We start from the raw sequence: 18388 nt of genomic DNA on the forward strand, positions 1-18388 counted from the left end.
CGCGCCCGCCCATGCGGCGCGGTCCGATGGGCGGTGGCCCGATGGGCGGCATGGGCATGCCCGCCGAGAAGTCGATGAACTTCGGTCCGAGCGCCAAGCGCCTCATCGGGCGGCTGAAGCCCGAGCGTGCGCTCGTCGTGTTCGTCATCCTGCTCGGCGTCGTGAGCGTCGTGTTCAGCGTGCTCGGCCCGAAGATCCTCGGTCAGGCGACGAACATCATCTTCGAGGGCTTCGTCTCGCTGCAGATGCCGGCGGGCGTCACCCAGCAGCAGGCCGTCGACCAGTTGCGTGCCTCGGGCGACACCCAGCAGGCCGACATGATCGCGTCGATGCAGAACATCGTGCCCGGTCAGGGCATCGACTTCGGCGCGCTCGCCGCGGTACTCGGACTCGTGCTGCTGCTCTACGTGCTCGCGTCGCTGTTCGGGTGGGCGCAGGCGTACGTGCTGAACGGCGTCACCCAGCGCACGGTCTACCGACTGCGCCGCGAGGTCGAGGAGAAGATCCACCGCCTGCCGCTGTCGTACTTCGACAAGATGCAGCGCGGCGAACTGCTGTCGCGCGTCACCAACGACATCGACAACATCTCGCAGACCCTGCAGCAGACCATGAGCCAGCTGCTCACGTCGCTGCTCACGGTCGTCGGCGTGCTCGTCATGATGTTCGTCATCTCGCCGCTGCTCGCGGTCATCGCGCTCGTCACGATCCCGTTGACCCTGCTCATCACGACGATCATCGCGAAGCGCTCGCAGAAGCAGTTCATCGCCCAGTGGACCCACACCGGCACGCTCAACGCCCGCATCGAGGAGGCCTACTCGGGCCACGCCCTCGTGCGCGTGTTCGGCCGCCGCCGCGAGGTCGAGCAGTCGTTCGACGAGAAGAACGAAGAGCTCTACCAGGCGAGCTTCGGCGCCCAGTTCGTGAGCGGCATCATCATGCCCGCCATGATGTTCGTCGGCAACCTCGTGTACGTCGCGATCGCGGTCGTCGGCGGGCTCATGGTCGCGGGTGGAGCGATCTCGCTCGGCGACGTGCAGGCGTTCATCCAGTACTCGCGCCAGTTCACGCAGCCGCTCAGCCAGCTCGGCTCGATGGCGAACCTCCTGCAGTCGGGCGTCGCGAGCGCCGAGCGCGTGTTCGAGCTGCTCGACGCCGATGAAGAGGTCGCCGACCCCGACGAGCCCGAGGTGCCCGAGACCGTCGCCGGCGAGGCATCCGGTCGCCTGGTGTTCGACGACGTGTCGTTCAGCTACGACCCCGAGAAGCCGCTCATCGAGCACCTCTCGCTCGCCGCCGAGCCGGGCCAGTCGATCGCGATCGTCGGCCCGACGGGGGCCGGCAAGACGACGCTCGTGAACCTCATCATGCGGTTCTACGAGCTCGACGCGGGGCGCATCACCCTCGACGGCGTCGACATCACGAGGATGACACGCGACGAGCTGCGCGGGCGCATGGGCATGGTGCTGCAGGACACGTGGCTGTTCTCGGGCACGATCCGCGAGAACATCGCCTACGGCCGGCCGGATGCGACGGAGGAGGAGATCCTCGAGGCGGCCCGTGCGACCTACGTCGACCGCTTCGTGCGCACCCTGCCCGACGGGTACGACACCGTGCTCGACGACGAGGCCTCGAACCTCTCGGCCGGCGAGCGGCAGCTCGTCACGATCGCTCGCGCGTTCCTCGCGCAACCGGCCGTGCTCATCCTCGACGAGGCGACGAGCTCGGTCGACACCCGCACCGAGCTGCTCCTGCAGCACGCGATGAACGCGCTACGGGCCGACCGCACGTCGTTCGTCATCGCCCACCGGCTCTCGACCATCCGCGACGCCGACCTCATCCTCGTGATGGAGGCCGGACGGATCGTCGAGCAGGGCACGCACGCGGGCCTGCTCGCGGCGGGCGGTGCCTATGCACGGCTCTACGAGGCGCAGTTCGCGGCGCCTGTCGAGGGCGACGACACCGAAGGCGCGGAGGGCGGCGCAGCCGCCTGAGCCGCAGGCGCGACCACGTCGCGGAGAGGCGGAACGGGGCCGGGCGAAAGCCCGGCCCCGTTCACGCGTCGAGGCGTTCGATGGCGCGATCGTCAGGAGGAGGAGGTGGTCGTCGGCGGCGTCAGGAAGAACTCCACGATCGCCGGATCGCTGAAGATCACCAGGTACGTCACGATCATGACGACGATGGCCGCGGCGACACCTGCGAGGAGCGGGATCCACCACGAGCTCGCGCCCGCCCGCATGCGTGCTCGTGACCAGAGCAGTGCACCCGCCCAGAGCGCGAACTGTGCGATCACGCCGACGGCGATCGCGCCCGGCACTGCGGGCCCGGGCGTGAACTCCGTCGGCGGGGTGCTGCCGAGCATGGTCGCCGTGAGCTCCAACGACCTGAGCATGTTCGCCGGCAGGCCGATCAGTTGGATCGCGTTGTAGACGGCGCCCATCGCCCCGAAGACGAGCAGGGCGACCGTCCAGGCGCGGTCGGCCGACCGCGTCGGCGCGGCGCCGTCGGCGCGACCCTGCGCACCGGCCGGCGTGCCGCCCCACGGGTTCGCGGCGGCGTGCTGGGATGCCGCGGCCTCGGTCGCGGCATCCGGCTCGACGCTCGACGCGCCCGAGTACGGGTCGTTCGCCGGCGGCGTCCAGGTCCACCCCTCGGGGGCGTACTCGCCGTACCGCGGACGGGGCCGCTCGTCGGGCGTCGGCGCCTGGGGCTGCACCGGCGGCTGCGGAGCCGCCAGGTCGCGCCGGGCGTCGTCGGGCGTACGAGCGGCCTCGTCGTTCGTCATCCGGTGCCTTACGCCGAGGTGATCGACTGGCCGGCCGAACCGAGCTGGCGGGTCGACTCGCCGACGCGCACGGCCATCGCCGACTCGGCGACCTTGCCCCACGCGCGCGGGTCGTACTGCTTCTTGTTGCCGACCGAGCCGTCGACCTTCAGCACGCCGTCGTAGTTCTGGAACATGTAGCCCGCGATCGAACGCGTGAACGCGTACTGCGTGTCGGTGTCGATGTTCATCTTGACGACGCCGTTCGCGACCGCCTCGGCGATCTCGGCGTCGGTCGAGCCCGAGCCGCCGTGGAAGACGAGGTCGAGCGGCTTCTCGCCGGTGCCGTACTTGGCCTGCAGGCCGTCCTGGATCTCCTTGAGGAGCGCGGGCCGCAGCTTGACGTTGCCGGGCGCGTACACGCCGTGCACGTTGCCGAAGGTGAGGGCGGCCATGTAGCGGCCCTGCTCGCCGAGGCCGAGCGCCTCGACGGTCGCGATCGCGTCTTCGAGGGTCGTGTAGAGCGCCTCGTTCGAGCCCTCGTGCTTCACGCCGTCCTCTTCGCCGCCGACGACGCCGATCTCGACCTCGAGGATCGCGTTGATCGCCTTCATACGGGGCAGGATCTCCTTCGCGATGTCGAGGTTCTCGGTGAGCGGCACGGCCGAGCCGTCCCACATGTGCGACTGGAAGATCGGGTTGCGGCCCGCCTTGACCTCGGCCTCGGAGGCTTCGATGAGAGGGAACACGAAGTCGGCGAGGGCCGGCTTCGGGCAGTGGTCGGTGTGCAGGGCGACCGTGATCGGGTACGACTTCGCGACCTCGTGCGCGAAGCGGGCGAACGCGAGGGCGCCCGTCGCGCGGGCCTTGACGGTGTGGCCGGCGAAGTAGTCGGCGCCGCCGGTCGTGACCTGGATGATGCCGTCGGAACCCGCCTCGGTGAGGCCCTGCAGCACCGCGTTGAGGGTCTGCGAGCTCGAGACGTTGAAGGCGGGGAACGCGAAGCCCTTGGCCTTCGCGGTGTCCAGCATCTCGGCGTACTGCTCGGGGGTTGCGATGGGCATGGTGCTCCTTCGATGACGACGGTGGGTTCGGCACGAGTCTAACGACTCGCGAGCAAGGCTCACCTGTGGTGTCGGGCCACGGCAGGATGAAGGGCGTGATCGTTTCGCAGGATGTCGATGCCCTTGCCGACGCGCTCCGGCACGCCGTGGTCGCTGCCGCCGCGGCGTGCCTTCCGCACGTCGGTTCGGGCGACGGACATGCCGTCGACGCCGCTGCGGTCGCCGCGATGCGCGCCGCGCTCGCCGACGCCCCCGTCGACGGCCGGGTCGTCGTCGGCGAAGGAGAGAAGGACGAAGCTCCGATGCTGCACCTGGGGGAGCGGTTCGGCCGGGCGCGTGCCGGCGACCCCGCGATCGACATCGCCGTCGACCCGGTCGACGGCACCCGGCTCGCCGCCTCGGGGCGGCCCGGCGCGATGGCCGTCATGGCCGTCGCCCCGCGCGACGGCCTGTTCGACCTCGGCCCGGCGCACTACCTCGAGAAGCTCGTCACCTGGGTGCCCGGGTTCACGGCTGCGGATGCCTCGGCCGGAGGCATCCTCGGATCGTTGCCGCAGCTCGTCGAGCGCGTCGCCGCGCTGCGCGGGGTGGCGCCCGACGCGGTGCGCATCGCCGTGCAGGACCGGCCCCGCAATCGCGCCTACGTGGATGCGGTCGAGGCGGCCGGGGCACGCGTCGAGCTCTTCGAGCACGGCGACGTCGAACGGAGCCTGCGGGCGCTGCACGGCGGCCCGGCGCCCGATGCGGGTGGGCTCGACTCGGTCGGGCTCGAGCCGAATGGCCTCGACGCGGTCGTGGGCATCGGCGGCGCGCCCGAGGGTGTGATCGTCGCGGCGGGTGCGCGGGCGCTCGGCGGCTCGATGCTGGCCCGCTTCATGCCGCAGTCGGCGAGCGAGCGCGACCGCGTGCTCGCGCACCTCGGCCGGAATGCCGGTGACCTGCGCGATGACGGTGCCGGCGGTGCCGGTGCCGGTGCCGCGCTCGAGGTCGTCGTCGACCTCGACTCGCTCTGCCCGGCGCCGGCGGGCGAGGTCGACCTGCTCGTCGCCGCCGTCACCGAGTGCGAGATCGGCGTCTCGCTTCCCGGCGTCGCGACGCGGGAGGACGGCGTCAGCGTGCACCACTGGAGTGCCTCCGCCCGTGCGGGCGGAGGAGTCGACTTGCCTGCGCGTTAAGAATCGACGAACTTGCGCGTCGGATCGGGTCGAACTTCGGTCGATCGCGGAATCTGCTCGTTAGGCTCGAAACGGCGGGATCACCGCCGATCGGCGCGCCGGGGCACGACTGCGGCGCAGACGCGTCCTGGAGGACCCCGCTCATGAGCAACGAAGGCAGCCTGTTCCACCACCCCGATCGCAACCTCGCGCTCGAGCTCGTGCGGGCGACCGAAGCGGCGGCGATCCGTGCGGTGCCGTGGATCGGCAAGGGCGACAAGAACGCGGCCGACGGCGCCGCGGTCGACGCGATGCGCGCCTTCCTCGCGACCGTCGACTTCGACGGCGTCATCGTCATCGGCGAGGGCGAGAAGGACGAAGCGCCCATGCTGTTCAACGGCGAACGCGTCGGCTCGGGCAACGGCCCCGCGTGCGACATCGCGGTCGACCCGATCGACGGCACCTCGCTCACGGCCGCGGGCCGTTCGCACGCGCTGTCGGTGCTCGCCGTGTCCGACCGCGGCACCATGCTCGACGCCTCGAGCGTCTTCTACATGGACAAGATCGTCACCGGTCCGCTCGGCCACGGGGTCGTCGACATCCGCAAGCCGATCGGCGACAACATCCGGGCGTTCGCCGCCGCCGCGGGCAAGGACGTCGGTGACGTCCTCGTCGCCGTGCTCGACCGTCCGCGACACGAGCAGCTCATCTCCGACATCCGAGCGGCGGGCGCCGGCACCCGCCTCATCCTCGACGGTGACGTCGCCGGCGGCATCAACGCCGCGCGCAGCGGCAGCCGCATCGACATGTGCGTCGGCATCGGCGGCAGCCCCGAGGGCATCACGACCGCATGCGCGGTCAAGGCGCTCGGCGGATTCATGCAGGGCCGGCTGGCCCCGAAGGACGACGCGGAGCGCGAGCGCGGCATCGCCGTCGGCCTCGACGTCGACGCGGTCCTCGAGATCGACGACATGGTGCGCGGCGACAACACGTTCTTCGTCGCGACCGGCGTCACCGACGGTGCGCTCGTCGCCGGCGTGAAGCGCGAGGGCGACTACATCGTCACCGAGTCGGTCGTGCTGCGCTCGAAGTCGGGCACGCTGCGCCGCATCCAGGCGGAGCACCTCGCGTCGAAGTGGCTCGACGAGGACTGATCCGTCCGGTCCGCCACCGCCCCCCGGAAAGCGTCGACGTCGACGTCGACGTCGACGTCGACGTCGGCGTCGGCATCGCCGAGACATTGCCGCCGTGCGCGCGAGGTGCGAGGCTCGGCGCAGGGTGCGGTCATCGGGAGCGCACCCGGAAGCGAGGGTGAACGATGGTGCAGATGCTGGACGCCTTTCCGGGGCTCGCGGTCGATGACATCGAGGCGGCGCGAGCGTTCTACCGTGACGTGATCGGGCTCGACGTCGCCGATGAGATGGGCGCCCTCCGGCTGAGCCTGCCGTCGGGCCAGACGGTGTTCGTGTACGGCAAGCCCGATCACGAACCCGCCGGGTTCACGGTGCTCAACTTCGTCGTCGCCGACATCGACGCCGCGGTCGACGAGCTCAACGCCGCCGGCGTGGTGACGAAGATCTACACGGGCGACGCCGACTTCGGCACCGACGAACGCGGCATCGCGCACGGACGGGCCGCAGGCATGGGCCCCGACATCTGCTGGTTCCGCGACCCGGCGGGCAACGTGCTCAGCGTGCTGCGCCCCTAGGCGGGCGGTCTCGTCCAGCGGACGGACGCGGGTTCGCGCGCGCGACGTTCGGAGCTATCCGGTGACCGAGCCGGGAACGACCACGACCGGCACGGGTGAGTTGCGCAGGATCTTCGACGCGCTCGATCCCAGGAACACCTGTGCGAGGCGGTGCGTCGACGATGAGCCGACGACGAGGAGGTCGCCATCCGACCAGCCGACGGCCGACACCGCCGTCTTCCAGTCGCTCTCCGCCGTCACGCTGAAGGTCAGTTCGTCGTCCGAGAACCCCAGCGATTCGAGATGCACGGCGGCCTCCTGCTGGGCCGCCGTGACCTGCGCGGTCCAGAGGTCGAGCACCTGCGTCTGCGCGTGGCTGACACTGCTCGTGACCGGTCGTCTCGGTGGCTCGACGAGGAACGTCACGATGCGCAGTTCCGCGCCGATCCGCCGGCACATCTCGGCGACGCGATTGAGCAGCGACCAGCTCGCGTCGTCGTCGCGGAAGCCGACCGTGACGCGAGTGACTGCGCTGGACGTACGGTAGCCGCGCGGCGCGATCGCGACCGGCAGCGTCGACGAGTGCAGGAGGCGATCGGTCTTCGAGCTCAGGCGCACGCGGCCGTCGTCGGCGTCGCTCGCCGACCCGACGACGAGCATCCACGCGTTGCGTTCGTGCGCCTGCTCGAGGAGCACCTGCGGTACCGACCGCCCGGGAACCCACACCGCCGATCCGTCGACCCCGGGATGGGAGCGGAAGTCGGACATCGCCGCCTCGGTGCTCGCCCGGCCCTCCGCTGCGGCCCAGCCCTCGAACTCGCGATCCGAGCCGCCGGCGACGGGAGTGCCCCACCCCTTGGGCACCACCGACACCGCGACGACCGGTTCGGGATGGCTCACGGCGAGCTGGCACGCCAGCTCGATCGCACTGCGATCGTTGTTGTGAGGGCCGTACCCGACCACGTAGGTCACTGCTCCTCCTCGGGGTGGATCGGCTCCGAGATCTCCTCGTCGGAGGTGTAGGAGTTCAAGGTCGCGTGCTTGCGGCCGTACAGCGCGTAGTACAACAGGACGATCGCGATCCACGAACCGAAGATCACCCACGTGATGGCGGCGAGACCCGACAGGATGTACACGCACGCGGCGATCGTGAGGATCGGCACGACGGGGTAGAGCGGGACGCGGAACGGTCGCTCCAGCTCGGGCTTCGTGCGGCGCAGCACGATGACGGCGAGGGCGACGACGCTGAACGCCATCAGGGTGCCGATCGAGACGGTATCCCACAGATAGTCCGATGGAACGAAGCCGGCGATGATCGCCACGATGACCGAGACGACGATCGTGTTGTACACCGGGCTCAGCGTGCGGGGGTTCACTCGTTGGAACTTCTCGGGGACGAGGCCGTCGCGCGAGATCGAGAACAGGATTCGCGTCTGGCCGTACAGTGTGACGAGCGTCACGGAGAAGATCGAGATCACGGCGCCGGCGGCGAGGATGGTGCCCCAGACGGTCGTGCCGGTGATGTTCTCCAGGATCTTGGCCAAGCCTGCTTCGCCGGCCTCCGCCGAGCTGAAGAAGCCGACGGGCTCGGCCGCCAGACCCGCGATCGCGACGAGGATGTAGACGCTCGAGACGATGATGAGTGCGCCGATGATCGCGCGCGGGAGGGCCTTCTGCGGATTCCGCACCTCTTCACCGGCGGTCGCGACGGCGTCGAGCCCGATGAACGAGAAGAAGATGGTGCCGGCTGCCGCACTGATGCCCGCGGCGCCGAACTCGAAGAAGTTCTCGAAGTGGTCGGCGTTGAACGCGCTGAATCCGATCACGATGAACAGCAGCAGGACGCCGAGCTTGATGAGCACCATGATCGTGTTGACCGTCGCCGACTCGGCCACGCCCCGGATGAGCAGCAGCATGCACAGCAGGACGAGGACGACGGCTGGGAGGTTGATCACCCCGCCGGTCGCGGCGCCGTCGCTGCCGGGGACGAACGACACCGAGAGCGCCTCGGGCAACCTGAAGCCGAGCGTGTTCTGGAGCAGCTCGTTGAAGTATCCGCTCCAGCCCACGGCGACGGCCGACACGGCGACGCCGTACTCGAGCAGCACGCAACCCGCGATGATCACCGCCCAGATCTCACCGAGCGCGTGATAGGTGTACGAGTACGTCGAGCCGCTGACGGGGATCGCCGACGAGAGCTCGGCGTAGCAGAGAGCTGAGAGCCCGGCGCAGATCGCTGCGACGATGAACGAGATGATGACGGCCGGCCCCGCCTTGGGGATCGACTCGCTGAGGACGAAGAAGATGCCGGTGCCGACGGTGGCGCCGACACCGAACATCATGAGCTGGAAGGTGCCCAGCTTGCGAGCGAGCTCGTGGCCCTTGTGGTGCCGTTGCTGGATGATGATCGGCTTGCGCCGGAGCAGTTGCTCCTTGAGCTGAACCATGTCGCTCCCACGTGTCGCCCGGGCCCCGACGCCCGAGAGAACCTCAGTCTCGTGCGAGGCGTGAGTCCGGGGCAACACTCGTCGACCGGCTGGAGTCCGGGATCACAGACGATCGGCGGCCTCCGACAGGAGGGAACGCTGGGCCGCTCGAGCGCGACCGGGACGACGCGTCAGTTCGAGGCCGAGCGCACCTCGGGGTCGATGTCGGCGCCGTCGAAGGCGTCGTCGAGCGGCAGCAGCGCGTCGTCGTCTGCACGCGATGATGACGAGACCTCGGCCGGTTCGGTGGAGAACGAGTCATCGCCGGCCGCGGCAGCCGGGTCGGACTCGGTCAGTTCGGGCGAGGTGAGCCGACGGGGCGACTCGTGGATCGACTGCGGCTCGGCGACCGATTCGAGCTTCGCCTCGTTGATGCCCGGGAACTGTCGTGCGGTCACGAGCACGCGCGACTCGAGCGAGCTCGCGAACTTGTTGTAGCTGTCGACCGTGCGCTCGATCGCCTTTCGCAGTCCGTCGGCGTGGCCGGCGAGCACGCCGATGCGCTGGTAGAGGGTGTTGCCGAGGTCGAAGAGCTTCTTGGCCTCGTCGGAGACGGCCTGCTGCTGCCACGCGTAGTCGATCGTCTTCAGCACCGCGAAGAGGTTGACCGGCGATGCGAGCGCAACGCGGCGCTCGAACGCGTAGTTGAGGAGCGTCGCGTCGGCCTCGAGCGCAGCCGAGAGCAGCGACTCGTTCGGGATGAACGCGATCACGAACTCGGGTGAGGCGTCGAAGCCCTGCCAGTAGGTCTTCTTCGAGAGCGCGTCGATGTGCAGTCGCACCGCTTTCACGTGCCGTTCGATGAGCGACTTGCGACGCGCCGCTTCTTCACCCACCGCCGTCTCGGGGATCGACGAGGCCTCGATGTAGTGCTCGAGCGGCACCTTCGAGTCGAGCGGGATGTACTTGCCGCCCGGGAGGTAGACGACCATGTCGGGACGGCCGCGACCGGCATCGGTCGAGATCGAGTGCTGCACGCCGAAGTCGACGTGCTCGATGAGGCCGGCGGCCTCGACGACGCGACGCAGCTGCGTCTCGCCCCACACGCCGCGCGTGCTGTTCGATCGGAGCGCGCTCGCGAGCGACTCGGTCGTGGCGCGCAGCCGCTCGTCGGCGGCCTGCGCCTGCTTCAGCTGCTCGGCGAGTGAGCCGTACTGGGCGCTGCGCTGCTGCTCGAGTTCTGAGACCTTCTGCTGCATGTTGGCGAGCGTCTCGCGCACCGGGCTGAGCGCCTGCAGCACCGCACTCTCTCGCCGTTCGCGCTCGGCGCGCTCGGCCTGGTCGAGGCGTTGCTGCTCGGCGGCGTCGCGCTGCTGGGCCCGCTGCTGCTCGAGCTGCTCACGGAGGGCGTCGGCCGCGGTCGACGCGGCGGCGAGGTCGGCACGCAGTTCGGCCTGGGTCTGCTGCTCGACGGCGACGGCCCGGGCGAGCGCGGCATCGGCCGCGGCGCGCACCTCGAGGAGCTCGCGCTCGTGCCGTGCGGCGACGAGTGCGGGGTCTTCGACGACGGCCGCCTCGACCGGGCGCACGTCGGCACGTCGCTGCGCGATGAACCAGGCGCCGAGGGCGCCGAGCGCGATGCCGACGACGAGGCCGATGACCAGCAGCAGGATCTCCATGCCTCGAGTGTCGCAGGGGCCTCCGACATCGCAGGTGAGGCGCTCGGGGGAGCGGGGTTCCGGCGGCGGTTGCGGGGGTCTCGATACGCGCCGGCGCTACTCGGCCACCGGGGCGGGAGCGGGTACCGCACGCGGGGTGCCGAGCGCCCCGACGCGCACGCCAGTGATGCGCGCGAGCGCGTCGAGGTCGTCGGCGTCGTGCCGGCGCGCGGCGTGCGCCATGATCGCGGCGCACGCCTCGGCGTCGTCGAGCGCGTTGTGGTGCGAGAAGTCCTCGAACCCGGCGGCCATCGCGGCGACGGGCAGCCGGTACGAGTCGAGGTGATAGGTCTTGCGGGCGACCTGCAGGCTGCAGAGGTAGCGGTGCACGGGCACCTCGAGCCCGAACGCCTCCGACGACTTCGCGATGACGCCCATGTCGAACGTCGCGTTGTGCGCGACGAGCCAGTCGTCGCCAGTGAACTCGCGGAACTCGTCGAGGCGGGCGGCCCAGCTCGTCGCATCCGCGACCATGTCGGGGGTGATGCCGTGGATGCGGACGTTCCACTCGTTGAACTCGTCGTGCGGGAACGGCGGCCGCAGCAGCCAGTACGCCCGGTCGACGACGCGCCCGTCGCGCACCTTCACGAGCCCGACCGAACACGCCGAAGCGCCCGAGGAGTTCGCGGTCTCGAAGTCGATGGCGGTGAATTCCACGGGCATGCGGGCATCGTCGCACGGCCCGCCGACGGTTGACGGATGCCTCGCCGCTGCCGTGGAATGGGGGCATGGATCACCTCGGCCCGGAGAACGAGCACGCGGCGCGGTCGTTCGGCTCCGCGGCATCCGTCTATCACGCGGCGAGGCCGGGCTACCCGGCCGAGGCCGTCGCCTGGCTCATCGGCGACGCGACGCGCGTGCTCGACCTCGGCGCCGGCACCGGCAAACTCACCGAGGTGCTCGTCGGGCTCGACCGCGAGGTCATCGCGGTCGACCCCGTGGAGGAGATGCTCGACGAGCTCGAGATCGCGGTGCCCGGGGTGCCGCGCATCCTCGGCACGGCCGAGGACATCCCGATCGAGGACGACGCCGTCGACGCGGTCGTGGTCGGGCAGGCGTGGCACTGGTTCATCCCCGAGCGGGCGGTGCCCGAGATCGCCCGCGTGCTGCGCCCGGGCGGCGTGCTCGGGCTGGTGTGGAACAGCCGCGACACGAGCGTCGGCTGGCTGCGCGAGGCGGGTGACATCATGCACGAGCGACACGACGCGAGCGCGAGCTTCGAGGGGTACGTGCGCATCGGGGCGCCGTTCGGGCCCATCGAGGAGCACACGGTCGCCTGGTCGGCGACGATGAACCGCGAGCGGTTCCTCGACCTCGTGCGTTCGCGCTCGTACTTCATCACCGCGTCGGCCGACGAGCAGCGCGAGACGATCGCGAAGCTCGAGCAGCTGCTGGCGGAGCATCCCGATCTCGTCGGCCGCGACGAACTCGAGGTGCCGTACCTGACCCGCTGCTTCCGCGCCCGGCTGGCCTGACGCGCGGGCGGGCCGCCGCATCCGGTGCGGGGATGCCGCTGCCCGACGGACCCGTGGCGGTCAGGCTGCGGCGGCGAACCTGCCGAGCACGTATTCCCAACCGGTGACGTAGCGCGCGTGCAGGTCGTCGTCGGCGTCGCGGCGCTTCGCCCAGCCCGTGTGCACGAGGGTGACGGTGCTGCCATCCGCGTCGGGGCTGAACGTGACCGACACATCGGTCGCCTCCTCGGGGCCGTTGCCCGGATGCCACGTGAACGCGAGTTCGTGCGGGGGAGCCCAGCGCGTCACGGTGCCCCAGACGCTCGTCGATCCGTCGCCCAGCGTCTCGACGACGAGGCCGCCGACGTGACCATCGATCGCGACCGAGACCGCGTCGAGGCCACCGGCGGAGTGGGTGGCGAGCGGCCACCACTCGGCCATGCGGGCGGTGAAGAGCTCGAACGCCCGGTCGGGGGCGAGCGGCACGTGCACGGTCTTCACGATCGCATCGCTCGGCAGGGCGGTCTCGCTGCGAGCCTCGTCGCCCAGGACTTCGTCGTTCACGATGACTCCTTCGATTCGCGCTCCGCCGCCTCGGCGAAGCGGGTCAATGCGGCCGACCAGAACTCGTCGAGCCAGCCGCGCAGCGCCTTGGCGCCGCGGTCGTCGAGGCGGTAGATGTTGCGCGTGCCGACGGCCTCGTGCACGACGAGTCCGCTGCCGCCGAGCACACGCAGGTGCTGCGAGACGGCGGGCCGGCTCACGGGCAGGCGGCTCGCGAGTTCGCCCACCGAGAGCGGGCCCGACGTGGCGAGCAGCTCGACGATGCGCCGCCGGGTCGGGTCGCCGAGGGCGTCCAACACTTGGTAAGCCTCCACGAACGGTAAGTTACTCCTTACCTATCCTGGCCGCAACGCGCGACAAGGGGCATCCAGCCGCCGCGGCTCGAACCCGATCGACGGCCCGAGACCGGGCAACTCAGAACGGGTAGTACGAGAGCACTGGCGCCGTGAGCATGACGATTGTGGTGTCGCTCTCGTCAGGACGGAGCCCCACCATGTCGGTGATGTCGCCCCGCGGAGGGGTGGGCGGGATGAGCGACGGATCCTCGGGGTCGATTCGATAGTCGGCCTCGTCGTGAACGAGGGGCGACACAGCGGCGACCTCGCTCGTCGGCGATCCGACGGTCGGGCCGCTCGCGCTGCGCACCGCGATGCCCTCGACCTCGGGTGCGGTGACTTCCACGAGCGACGGCAGGAAGTAGTCGGTGCGGGGCTTCTCGAGGCCGACGGCATCGCCGAGGGTGAACTCGCCCCACGTGTAGAGGTCGAAGTCGACGTAGTGCCCACCGGATCCGTCACGAACCGAGGTCACCGGGTCGGCGCCGAACGCATCGGTGAGTGCCGCGACCGCCGCGTCGACTTCGTCGGCCCACAGGTGGGTGAAGGTCGTTGTGCCCTCGGTGTCGACGAGGCTGAAGCCGGTGCCGTCCACGACGATCTCGGCTATCTCGGGTTCGGCAGGCTCGGGCGCCTCGCTGGTGGCGGCAGGCGTCTCGGTCTGGGACGGCGCCTGCGTCGCCGAAGGGGGCGCGCTCGCCGTGCAGCCGGCGAGTGCGACTGCGGCGAGGGCGATGAGCGCGAAGCGGAGCATCCTCATGCATTTGAGCATGCCCGACCGTGCGGCAACGATGGGTGACGCTCCGATAACGAATCAGCGGGGGCCTGCGCCGATCCGACGATCGGCCGCTCACCGGTAGACTGTGCCCCCGTGGCACTCACCATCGGAATCGTCGGTCTCCCGAACGTCGGCAAGTCGACCCTCTTCAACGCCCTCACCAAGAACCAGGTGCTCGCGGCGAACTACCCGTTCGCGACGATCGAGCCCAACATCGGCGTGGTGAACCTGCCCGATCCGCGACTCGAGCAGCTCGCGGCGATCTTCGGGTCCGAGCGCATCCTGCCGGCCGCCGTGTCGTTCGTCGACATCGCGGGCATCGTGCGCGGCGCCTCGGAGGGCGAGGGGCTCGGCAACAAGTTCCTCGCGAACATCCGCGAGGCCGACGCGATCGCGCAGGTCGTGCGCGGCTTCGAGGACGGCGACGTCGTGCACGTCGACGGCAAGGTCGACCCGAAGTCCGACATGGAGACGATCAACACCGAGCTCATCCTCGCCGACCTCGAGACCCTCGAGCGCGCGATCACGCGCTACGAGAAGGAGGTCAAGGGCAAGAAGCTCGACCCCTCGGTGCTCGCGGCGGCCGTCGAAGCCCGCGACGTGCTCCAGGCCGGCACCCCGCTCTCGGCGTCGAAGGTCGACCTCGCGCCGATCAAGGAACTCGGGCTGCTCACGGCCAAGCCCTTCATCTACGTGTTCAACGTCGACGAGTCGGTGCTCACGGATGCCGCGAAGAAAGCGTCGCTCGCTGAGCTCGTGGCGCCGGCCGAGGCGGTGTTCCTCGACGCGAAGATCGAGTCGGAGCTCATCGACCTCGACCCCGAGGATGCGGCCGAGCTCCTCGCCTCGACCGGTCAGGAGGAGTCGGGCCTCGACCAGCTCGCCCGGGTCGGCTTCGATACGCTCGGCCTGCAGACCTACCTCACCGCGGGCCCCAAGGAGTCGCGCGCGTGGACGATCCACAAGGGCGACAAGGCCCCGCAGGCCGCCGGCGTCATCCACACCGACTTCGAGCGCGGCTTCATCAAGGCCGAGGTGATCTCGTTCGCCGACCTCGTCGAGACCGGCTCGGTCGCCGAGGCCCGCGCGAAGGGCAAGGCCCGCATGGAGGGCAAGGACTACGTCATGCAGGACGGCGACGTGGTGGAGTTCCGCTTCAACGTGTAGTCGCGCACGAGGAGGTCGAATCGCATGCTCGAGATCGAGCCGGGAGGGGACGTCGTCGAAGCGACCTGCGACCATTGCGGGCAGCCGATGACCCGGGTGACCGGCTTCGTCTACCAGGATGGCGATGCGCACGCGATCTACATCGCCTCGTGCTATCACCACGACGGTCACGAAGTCTGGATCGACGGCGTGTTCTCACCGACCTGGGCTGACGACGCTGATGACCACTTCACATTCGGTTGTCGCGTCGGCCCGGTCGAGGGACAGGCTGAGCCGGGGGCGTCACTCGTGGCGGCGGCTGCTCCTTTCAGTGACTCCGCCACGTTCGGGCACAAGTTGACCCGGGACGAAGCGTTGGCGCACCCGAGGCTCGGTGATTTTTGGGCGCTGGTCGATCATCTCCTCACGAACGACGCGGTCGTGTCGGCTCACATGTACGGGCCAGCGGCGGAGCTCGATTGACAGATCGAGTTTCGGTCCAACATCACGGCTCCTACCGAGTCGAGCGCCAGAAGGTTGGTCGCCACCAGTAGAGCGTCGTGAGGTCGTCCGGCCACTCGGCGTCACGATCGTCTTCTGCTTCGAACGAGTCCTGTTCGTGATCGATGGGTCGCCATCCGGAATCCAGGGGCTCTTGGTCAGTCGCCGAGCGGACCAGCCCCACGAATCGATCCTCGATCGCTCCGTGCTCCGCATACGCGCGCTGCGAGTCGATGAGGCAAGGACGATTGGCGCCGCCTCTGTACTCCGGCCACCGGAGTTGGACAGCGTCGTCTTCCCAGAAGCACACGGCGCATATCTCGTATGATCCCGGTCGTTCGCTCAGTGTCAGATGGCCGCAGCACGGACACGGGTACGCAGCTGAGATGTTCGAGTCGGGCACGACGCCACATTAGGCGCCGCCATACGCCTATTCGCAACGGAATCCGGTGGGAGTTCCGCTTCAACGCGTGACCTGCTCCGGTCGTTGAGCGAGCGCGACGAGACGAAACGTCGACTTGTAAGCTCCCTCGCATGAAGGGTGCTCCGGCTCGGCGCGTGATTCGCCTCTTCCCCGAATATGGGCGCGACTGGCCGCTGTGGGAGAACTCGACGCCGACGTGGGATGTCGGGTACACGACCACACCGGAGATGTACGGGTTGTCGGATGACCTCACGCGTCACATCGCCGAGTGGAACGCGCTCTGGAACGCGAACTTCGATCCGTTCGATGGCTGGAAGGACGATGCGGCGCGCGAGCGATGGCGCGAGGAGGGCGTCGCCATCGCGGGGCGACTCGCTGCAGAGGTCGCTGACTTCGCCGATGTGTCGTACGAGCCTTGGCCGCTGCTGAGCCCGGACGAATAGCCGACTCATGCGGCATCATCACGCACCGTCGGTGAGGCCTCTTCGCAACGTAACTCGGTGGAGGTCCGCTTCAACGTGTAGCAGCGGGGCCGGATCGGAGCGACGTGGGAGGATGCTCGGATGACCCTACCGACCCCGACCCTGGAGACCGAACGGCTCCTGGTCCGCCCGTTCGCCGACGCCGACGCCGACGATCTCTTCGCCCTGAACAGCGATGCGCACGTGCTGCGTTACTGGGACTCCCCGCCGTGGACCGACCGCGCCTCGATCTCGCGATTCATGGCCGGCTGCGAGCGGATGGCCGAGGACGGAACGGGCGCGCGAGTTGCGATCGATCGTGCATCGGACGGCGCATTCCTCGGCTGGTGCACCTTCAACAGCTGGGACCCCGACTTCCGAAGCGCGTCGCTGGGCTTCTGCCTCACGCAGGCTGCCTGGGGCCAGGGCTATGCGACCGAGGCGGCCCGCGCCGTGCTGCAGTGGGCCTTCGACGCGCTCGACCTGAACCGCGTCCAGGCCGAGTGCGACACCCGCAACGCGGCATCCGCCCGGGTGCTCGAGAAGCTCGGTTTCGTGCGCGAGGGCACGCTCCGCGAAGACTGCATCGTCAACGGCGACGTGTCCGACAGCTGGGTGTACGGCCTCCTGCGGCGTGACTGGGTGGCCTGAGCCCCCGAATGGTGAGGGGCCTCAGGCGGCCGCGAGCACGGGCGCCGCGTCGAGCGCGAGGGCCGCGGCACGGCGTCCTTCGGCGATGAGGCGCGGGGCATCCGACATCGTCCACTGCGCCATGCCCTCCATCTCGGGCTGGACGAGCACGACCGAGGGGTCGTGCACGAGATCGGCAGTGCGGCTCACGGTGCGCATCATGCGGACGTTCTCGAACTTGGCGTGCAGGCGCACGACGACGACGTCAGAGGCGCCGAGCTCGCGCGCGGCGGCGAACGGCACGTTGTCGACCATGCCGCCGTCGGCGAGGAGCGCACCGCGGCGGCGGACGGGTGCGAGCAGGCCCGGCACCGCGATGGTCGCCCGCAGAGCGACGCTCAGCGGGCCGCGGTCGATGGTCACGGCGCGACGGGTGCGGAGATCGGTGGCGACCGCGCCGAAGCGTCGCGGGAGCTCTTCGATCAGCGGATCGCAGCCGAACACGCGTCGTACGCCGTCGTCGATGGCACGGGAGTCGAGCAGGCCCAGTCGCGGAGCGAACGACCAGCGGGCGATCTCTCGCCAACGGAACGCGAGGGCGGCGCGCTCGATCTCCGCCGCGTCGAAGCCGGCCGCGTAGGCGGCGGCGATCAAGGCGCCCGAGCTGGTCCCGACGGCGATGCCGGGGCGGATGCCGCGGGCCTCGAGCTCGTGCAGCACGCCGATGTGCGCCGCCCCGAACGCGGCGCCGCCGCTCAGTGTGAGGCCGAGGGCGGGGTCGTCGCGCATGATCACGTAGGGTTCTCCGATCTGTCTGCGGGTCGACCGTAACTCGCCCGTTCGCGGCGACGCTGTGTGGCCGCAGTGAGAACCCTGAGCGCCGTGCAACGCCTCTCCGACGGGAGCTTCGGTACCGTAGGGGCATGAGCGTCACCCTTCCCGTCTGCCCCGAGTGCGGCAGCGAGCACGCCTACGAGATGGGCGCACTGCTCGTCTGCCCGATGTGCGGGCACGAGTGGGCGCCTGCCGACGGCGATGCGGATGCCGCGACCGACGCAGGGCTGCGCGAGATCCGCGACGCGGTCGGCAACGTGCTCGCCGACGGCGACACCGTGACGATCGTCAAGGACCTCAAGGTCAAGGGCGCATCGGGCACCGTCAAGGTCGGCACGAAGGTGCGCGGCATCCGCCTCATCGACGGCGTCGGCGACCACGACATCGACGGCAAGGTCGAGGGGTTCGGGCAGCTGCAGTTGAAGTCGAGCGTCGTCAAGAAGGCGTGAGC

General features: G+C 69.7%; 21 protein-coding genes. 10 read left to right on the forward strand and 11 right to left on the reverse strand.

Annotated features, from left to right (window positions below; genetic code table 11):
- Positions 1-11: 11 nt before the first annotated feature.
- On the forward strand, positions 12-1991 hold the full coding sequence (locus MUN74_RS15020; RefSeq protein ID WP_305038274.1) for an ABC transporter ATP-binding protein: 1980 nt from the start codon (positions 12-14) through the stop codon (positions 1989-1991).
- A 92-nt stretch (positions 1992-2083) separates the two neighbouring features.
- Here MUN74_RS15020 and MUN74_RS15025 read toward each other — a convergent pair whose 3' ends face one another.
- A complete protein-coding gene (locus MUN74_RS15025) occupies positions 2084-2782 on the reverse strand; it encodes a DUF6264 family protein (protein WP_244853240.1) in 699 nt (232 codons plus the stop codon).
- An 8-nt stretch (positions 2783-2790) separates the two neighbouring features.
- Positions 2791-3825, reverse strand: coding sequence for a class II fructose-bisphosphate aldolase (gene fbaA, locus MUN74_RS15030; RefSeq protein ID WP_244853242.1), 1035 nt, complete (start codon positions 3823-3825; stop codon positions 2791-2793).
- Positions 3826-3920: 95 nt separating this feature from the next.
- On the opposite strand from fbaA, the gene MUN74_RS15035 reads away from it, so the two are divergent.
- From MUN74_RS15035 to MUN74_RS15045, 3 genes are all read left to right on the forward strand, one after another.
- A complete protein-coding gene (locus tag MUN74_RS15035) occupies positions 3921-5000 on the forward strand; it encodes a fructose-bisphosphatase class II (RefSeq protein WP_244853243.1) in 1080 nt (359 codons plus the stop codon).
- Positions 5001-5143: 143 nt separating this feature from the next.
- Positions 5144-6133 (forward strand): class II fructose-bisphosphatase, encoded by a 990-nt coding sequence (gene glpX, locus MUN74_RS15040; RefSeq protein WP_244853245.1) that lies wholly within the window; start codon positions 5144-5146, stop codon positions 6131-6133.
- Between the two features lie 164 nt (positions 6134-6297).
- The gene (locus MUN74_RS15045) at positions 6298-6687 is read left to right on the forward strand and encodes a VOC family protein (RefSeq protein ID WP_244853246.1); all 390 of its coding nucleotides are present in this window, start codon (positions 6298-6300) and stop codon (positions 6685-6687) included.
- Between the two features lie 54 nt (positions 6688-6741).
- Here MUN74_RS15045 and MUN74_RS15050 read toward each other — a convergent pair whose 3' ends face one another.
- The 4 genes from MUN74_RS15050 to MUN74_RS15065 form a co-directional block, all read right to left on the reverse strand.
- Positions 6742-7638 carry a universal stress protein gene (locus MUN74_RS15050; RefSeq protein WP_244853248.1) on the reverse strand — a complete coding sequence of 299 codons (897 nt, stop codon included), beginning with the start codon at positions 7636-7638 and terminating at the stop codon, positions 6742-6744.
- Entirely contained in the window at positions 7635-9113 is a 1479-nt protein-coding gene (locus MUN74_RS15055) for an APC family permease (RefSeq protein ID WP_244853250.1), read from the reverse strand. Before MUN74_RS15055 ends, MUN74_RS15050 begins: the two co-directional genes overlap by 4 nt.
- A 170-nt stretch (positions 9114-9283) precedes the next feature.
- Entirely contained in the window at positions 9284-10771 is a 1488-nt protein-coding gene (locus MUN74_RS15060) for a DNA recombination protein RmuC (RefSeq protein ID WP_244853252.1), read from the reverse strand.
- A 96-nt stretch (positions 10772-10867) separates the two neighbouring features.
- Positions 10868-11473, reverse strand: coding sequence for a 3'-5' exonuclease (locus tag MUN74_RS15065; protein ID WP_244853254.1), 606 nt, complete (start codon positions 11471-11473; stop codon positions 10868-10870).
- A gap of 65 nt (positions 11474-11538) precedes the next feature.
- Between MUN74_RS15065 and MUN74_RS15070 the strand changes: the two genes are divergently transcribed.
- On the forward strand, positions 11539-12285 hold the full coding sequence (locus MUN74_RS15070; RefSeq protein ID WP_244853255.1) for a class I SAM-dependent methyltransferase: 747 nt from the start codon (positions 11539-11541) through the stop codon (positions 12283-12285).
- 60 nt (positions 12286-12345) lie between these two features.
- On the opposite strand, the gene MUN74_RS15075 is transcribed toward MUN74_RS15070, so the two are convergent.
- From MUN74_RS15075 to MUN74_RS15085, 3 genes are all read right to left on the reverse strand, one after another.
- Positions 12346-12828 (reverse strand): SRPBCC domain-containing protein, encoded by a 483-nt coding sequence (locus tag MUN74_RS15075; RefSeq protein WP_244853257.1) that lies wholly within the window; start codon positions 12826-12828, stop codon positions 12346-12348.
- Positions 12825-13127, reverse strand: a complete 303-nt coding sequence (locus MUN74_RS15080) for an ArsR/SmtB family transcription factor (protein ID WP_244853259.1) — start codon at positions 13125-13127, stop codon at positions 12825-12827. Before MUN74_RS15080 ends, MUN74_RS15075 begins: the two co-directional genes overlap by 4 nt.
- A gap of 115 nt (positions 13128-13242) precedes the next feature.
- Positions 13243-13923 carry a hypothetical protein gene (locus tag MUN74_RS15085; RefSeq protein ID WP_244853261.1) on the reverse strand — a complete coding sequence of 227 codons (681 nt, stop codon included), beginning with the start codon at positions 13921-13923 and terminating at the stop codon, positions 13243-13245.
- A gap of 111 nt (positions 13924-14034) precedes the next feature.
- On the opposite strand from MUN74_RS15085, the gene ychF reads away from it, so the two are divergent.
- Positions 14035-15108, forward strand: a complete 1074-nt coding sequence (gene ychF, locus MUN74_RS15090) for a redox-regulated ATPase YchF (RefSeq protein WP_244853263.1) — start codon at positions 14035-14037, stop codon at positions 15106-15108.
- A gap of 24 nt (positions 15109-15132) precedes the next feature.
- Positions 15133-15570, forward strand: a complete 438-nt coding sequence (locus MUN74_RS15095; RefSeq protein ID WP_244853265.1) for a hypothetical protein — start codon at positions 15133-15135, stop codon at positions 15568-15570.
- Positions 15571-15601: 31 nt separating this feature from the next.
- Here MUN74_RS15095 and MUN74_RS15100 read toward each other — a convergent pair whose 3' ends face one another.
- The gene (locus tag MUN74_RS15100; protein WP_244853266.1) at positions 15602-15991 is read right to left on the reverse strand and encodes a CPCC family cysteine-rich protein; all 390 of its coding nucleotides are present in this window, start codon (positions 15989-15991) and stop codon (positions 15602-15604) included.
- Between the two features lie 131 nt (positions 15992-16122).
- On the opposite strand from MUN74_RS15100, the gene MUN74_RS15105 reads away from it, so the two are divergent.
- Together MUN74_RS15105 and MUN74_RS15110 are read left to right on the forward strand one after the other, a co-directional pair.
- Entirely contained in the window at positions 16123-16455 is a 333-nt protein-coding gene (locus tag MUN74_RS15105) for a hypothetical protein (protein ID WP_244853268.1), read from the forward strand.
- A gap of 120 nt (positions 16456-16575) precedes the next feature.
- Entirely contained in the window at positions 16576-17124 is a 549-nt protein-coding gene (locus MUN74_RS15110; protein ID WP_244853270.1) for a GNAT family N-acetyltransferase, read from the forward strand.
- 21 nt (positions 17125-17145) lie between these two features.
- Here MUN74_RS15110 and MUN74_RS15115 read toward each other — a convergent pair whose 3' ends face one another.
- Entirely contained in the window at positions 17146-17892 is a 747-nt protein-coding gene (locus MUN74_RS15115) for a patatin-like phospholipase family protein (protein ID WP_244853271.1), read from the reverse strand.
- Positions 17893-18026: 134 nt separating this feature from the next.
- Here MUN74_RS15115 and MUN74_RS15120 point away from each other — a divergent pair, with 134 nt between their 5' ends.
- A complete protein-coding gene (locus MUN74_RS15120; protein ID WP_244853273.1) occupies positions 18027-18386 on the forward strand; it encodes a zinc ribbon domain-containing protein YjdM in 360 nt (119 codons plus the stop codon).
- The last annotated feature ends 2 nt before the right edge of the window (positions 18387-18388 follow it).

Origin of the sequence: Agromyces sp. H17E-10 (genome assembly GCF_022919715.1) — a bacterium.
In the GTDB taxonomy this organism is placed as follows: Bacteria; Actinomycetota; Actinomycetes; order Actinomycetales; family Microbacteriaceae; genus Agromyces.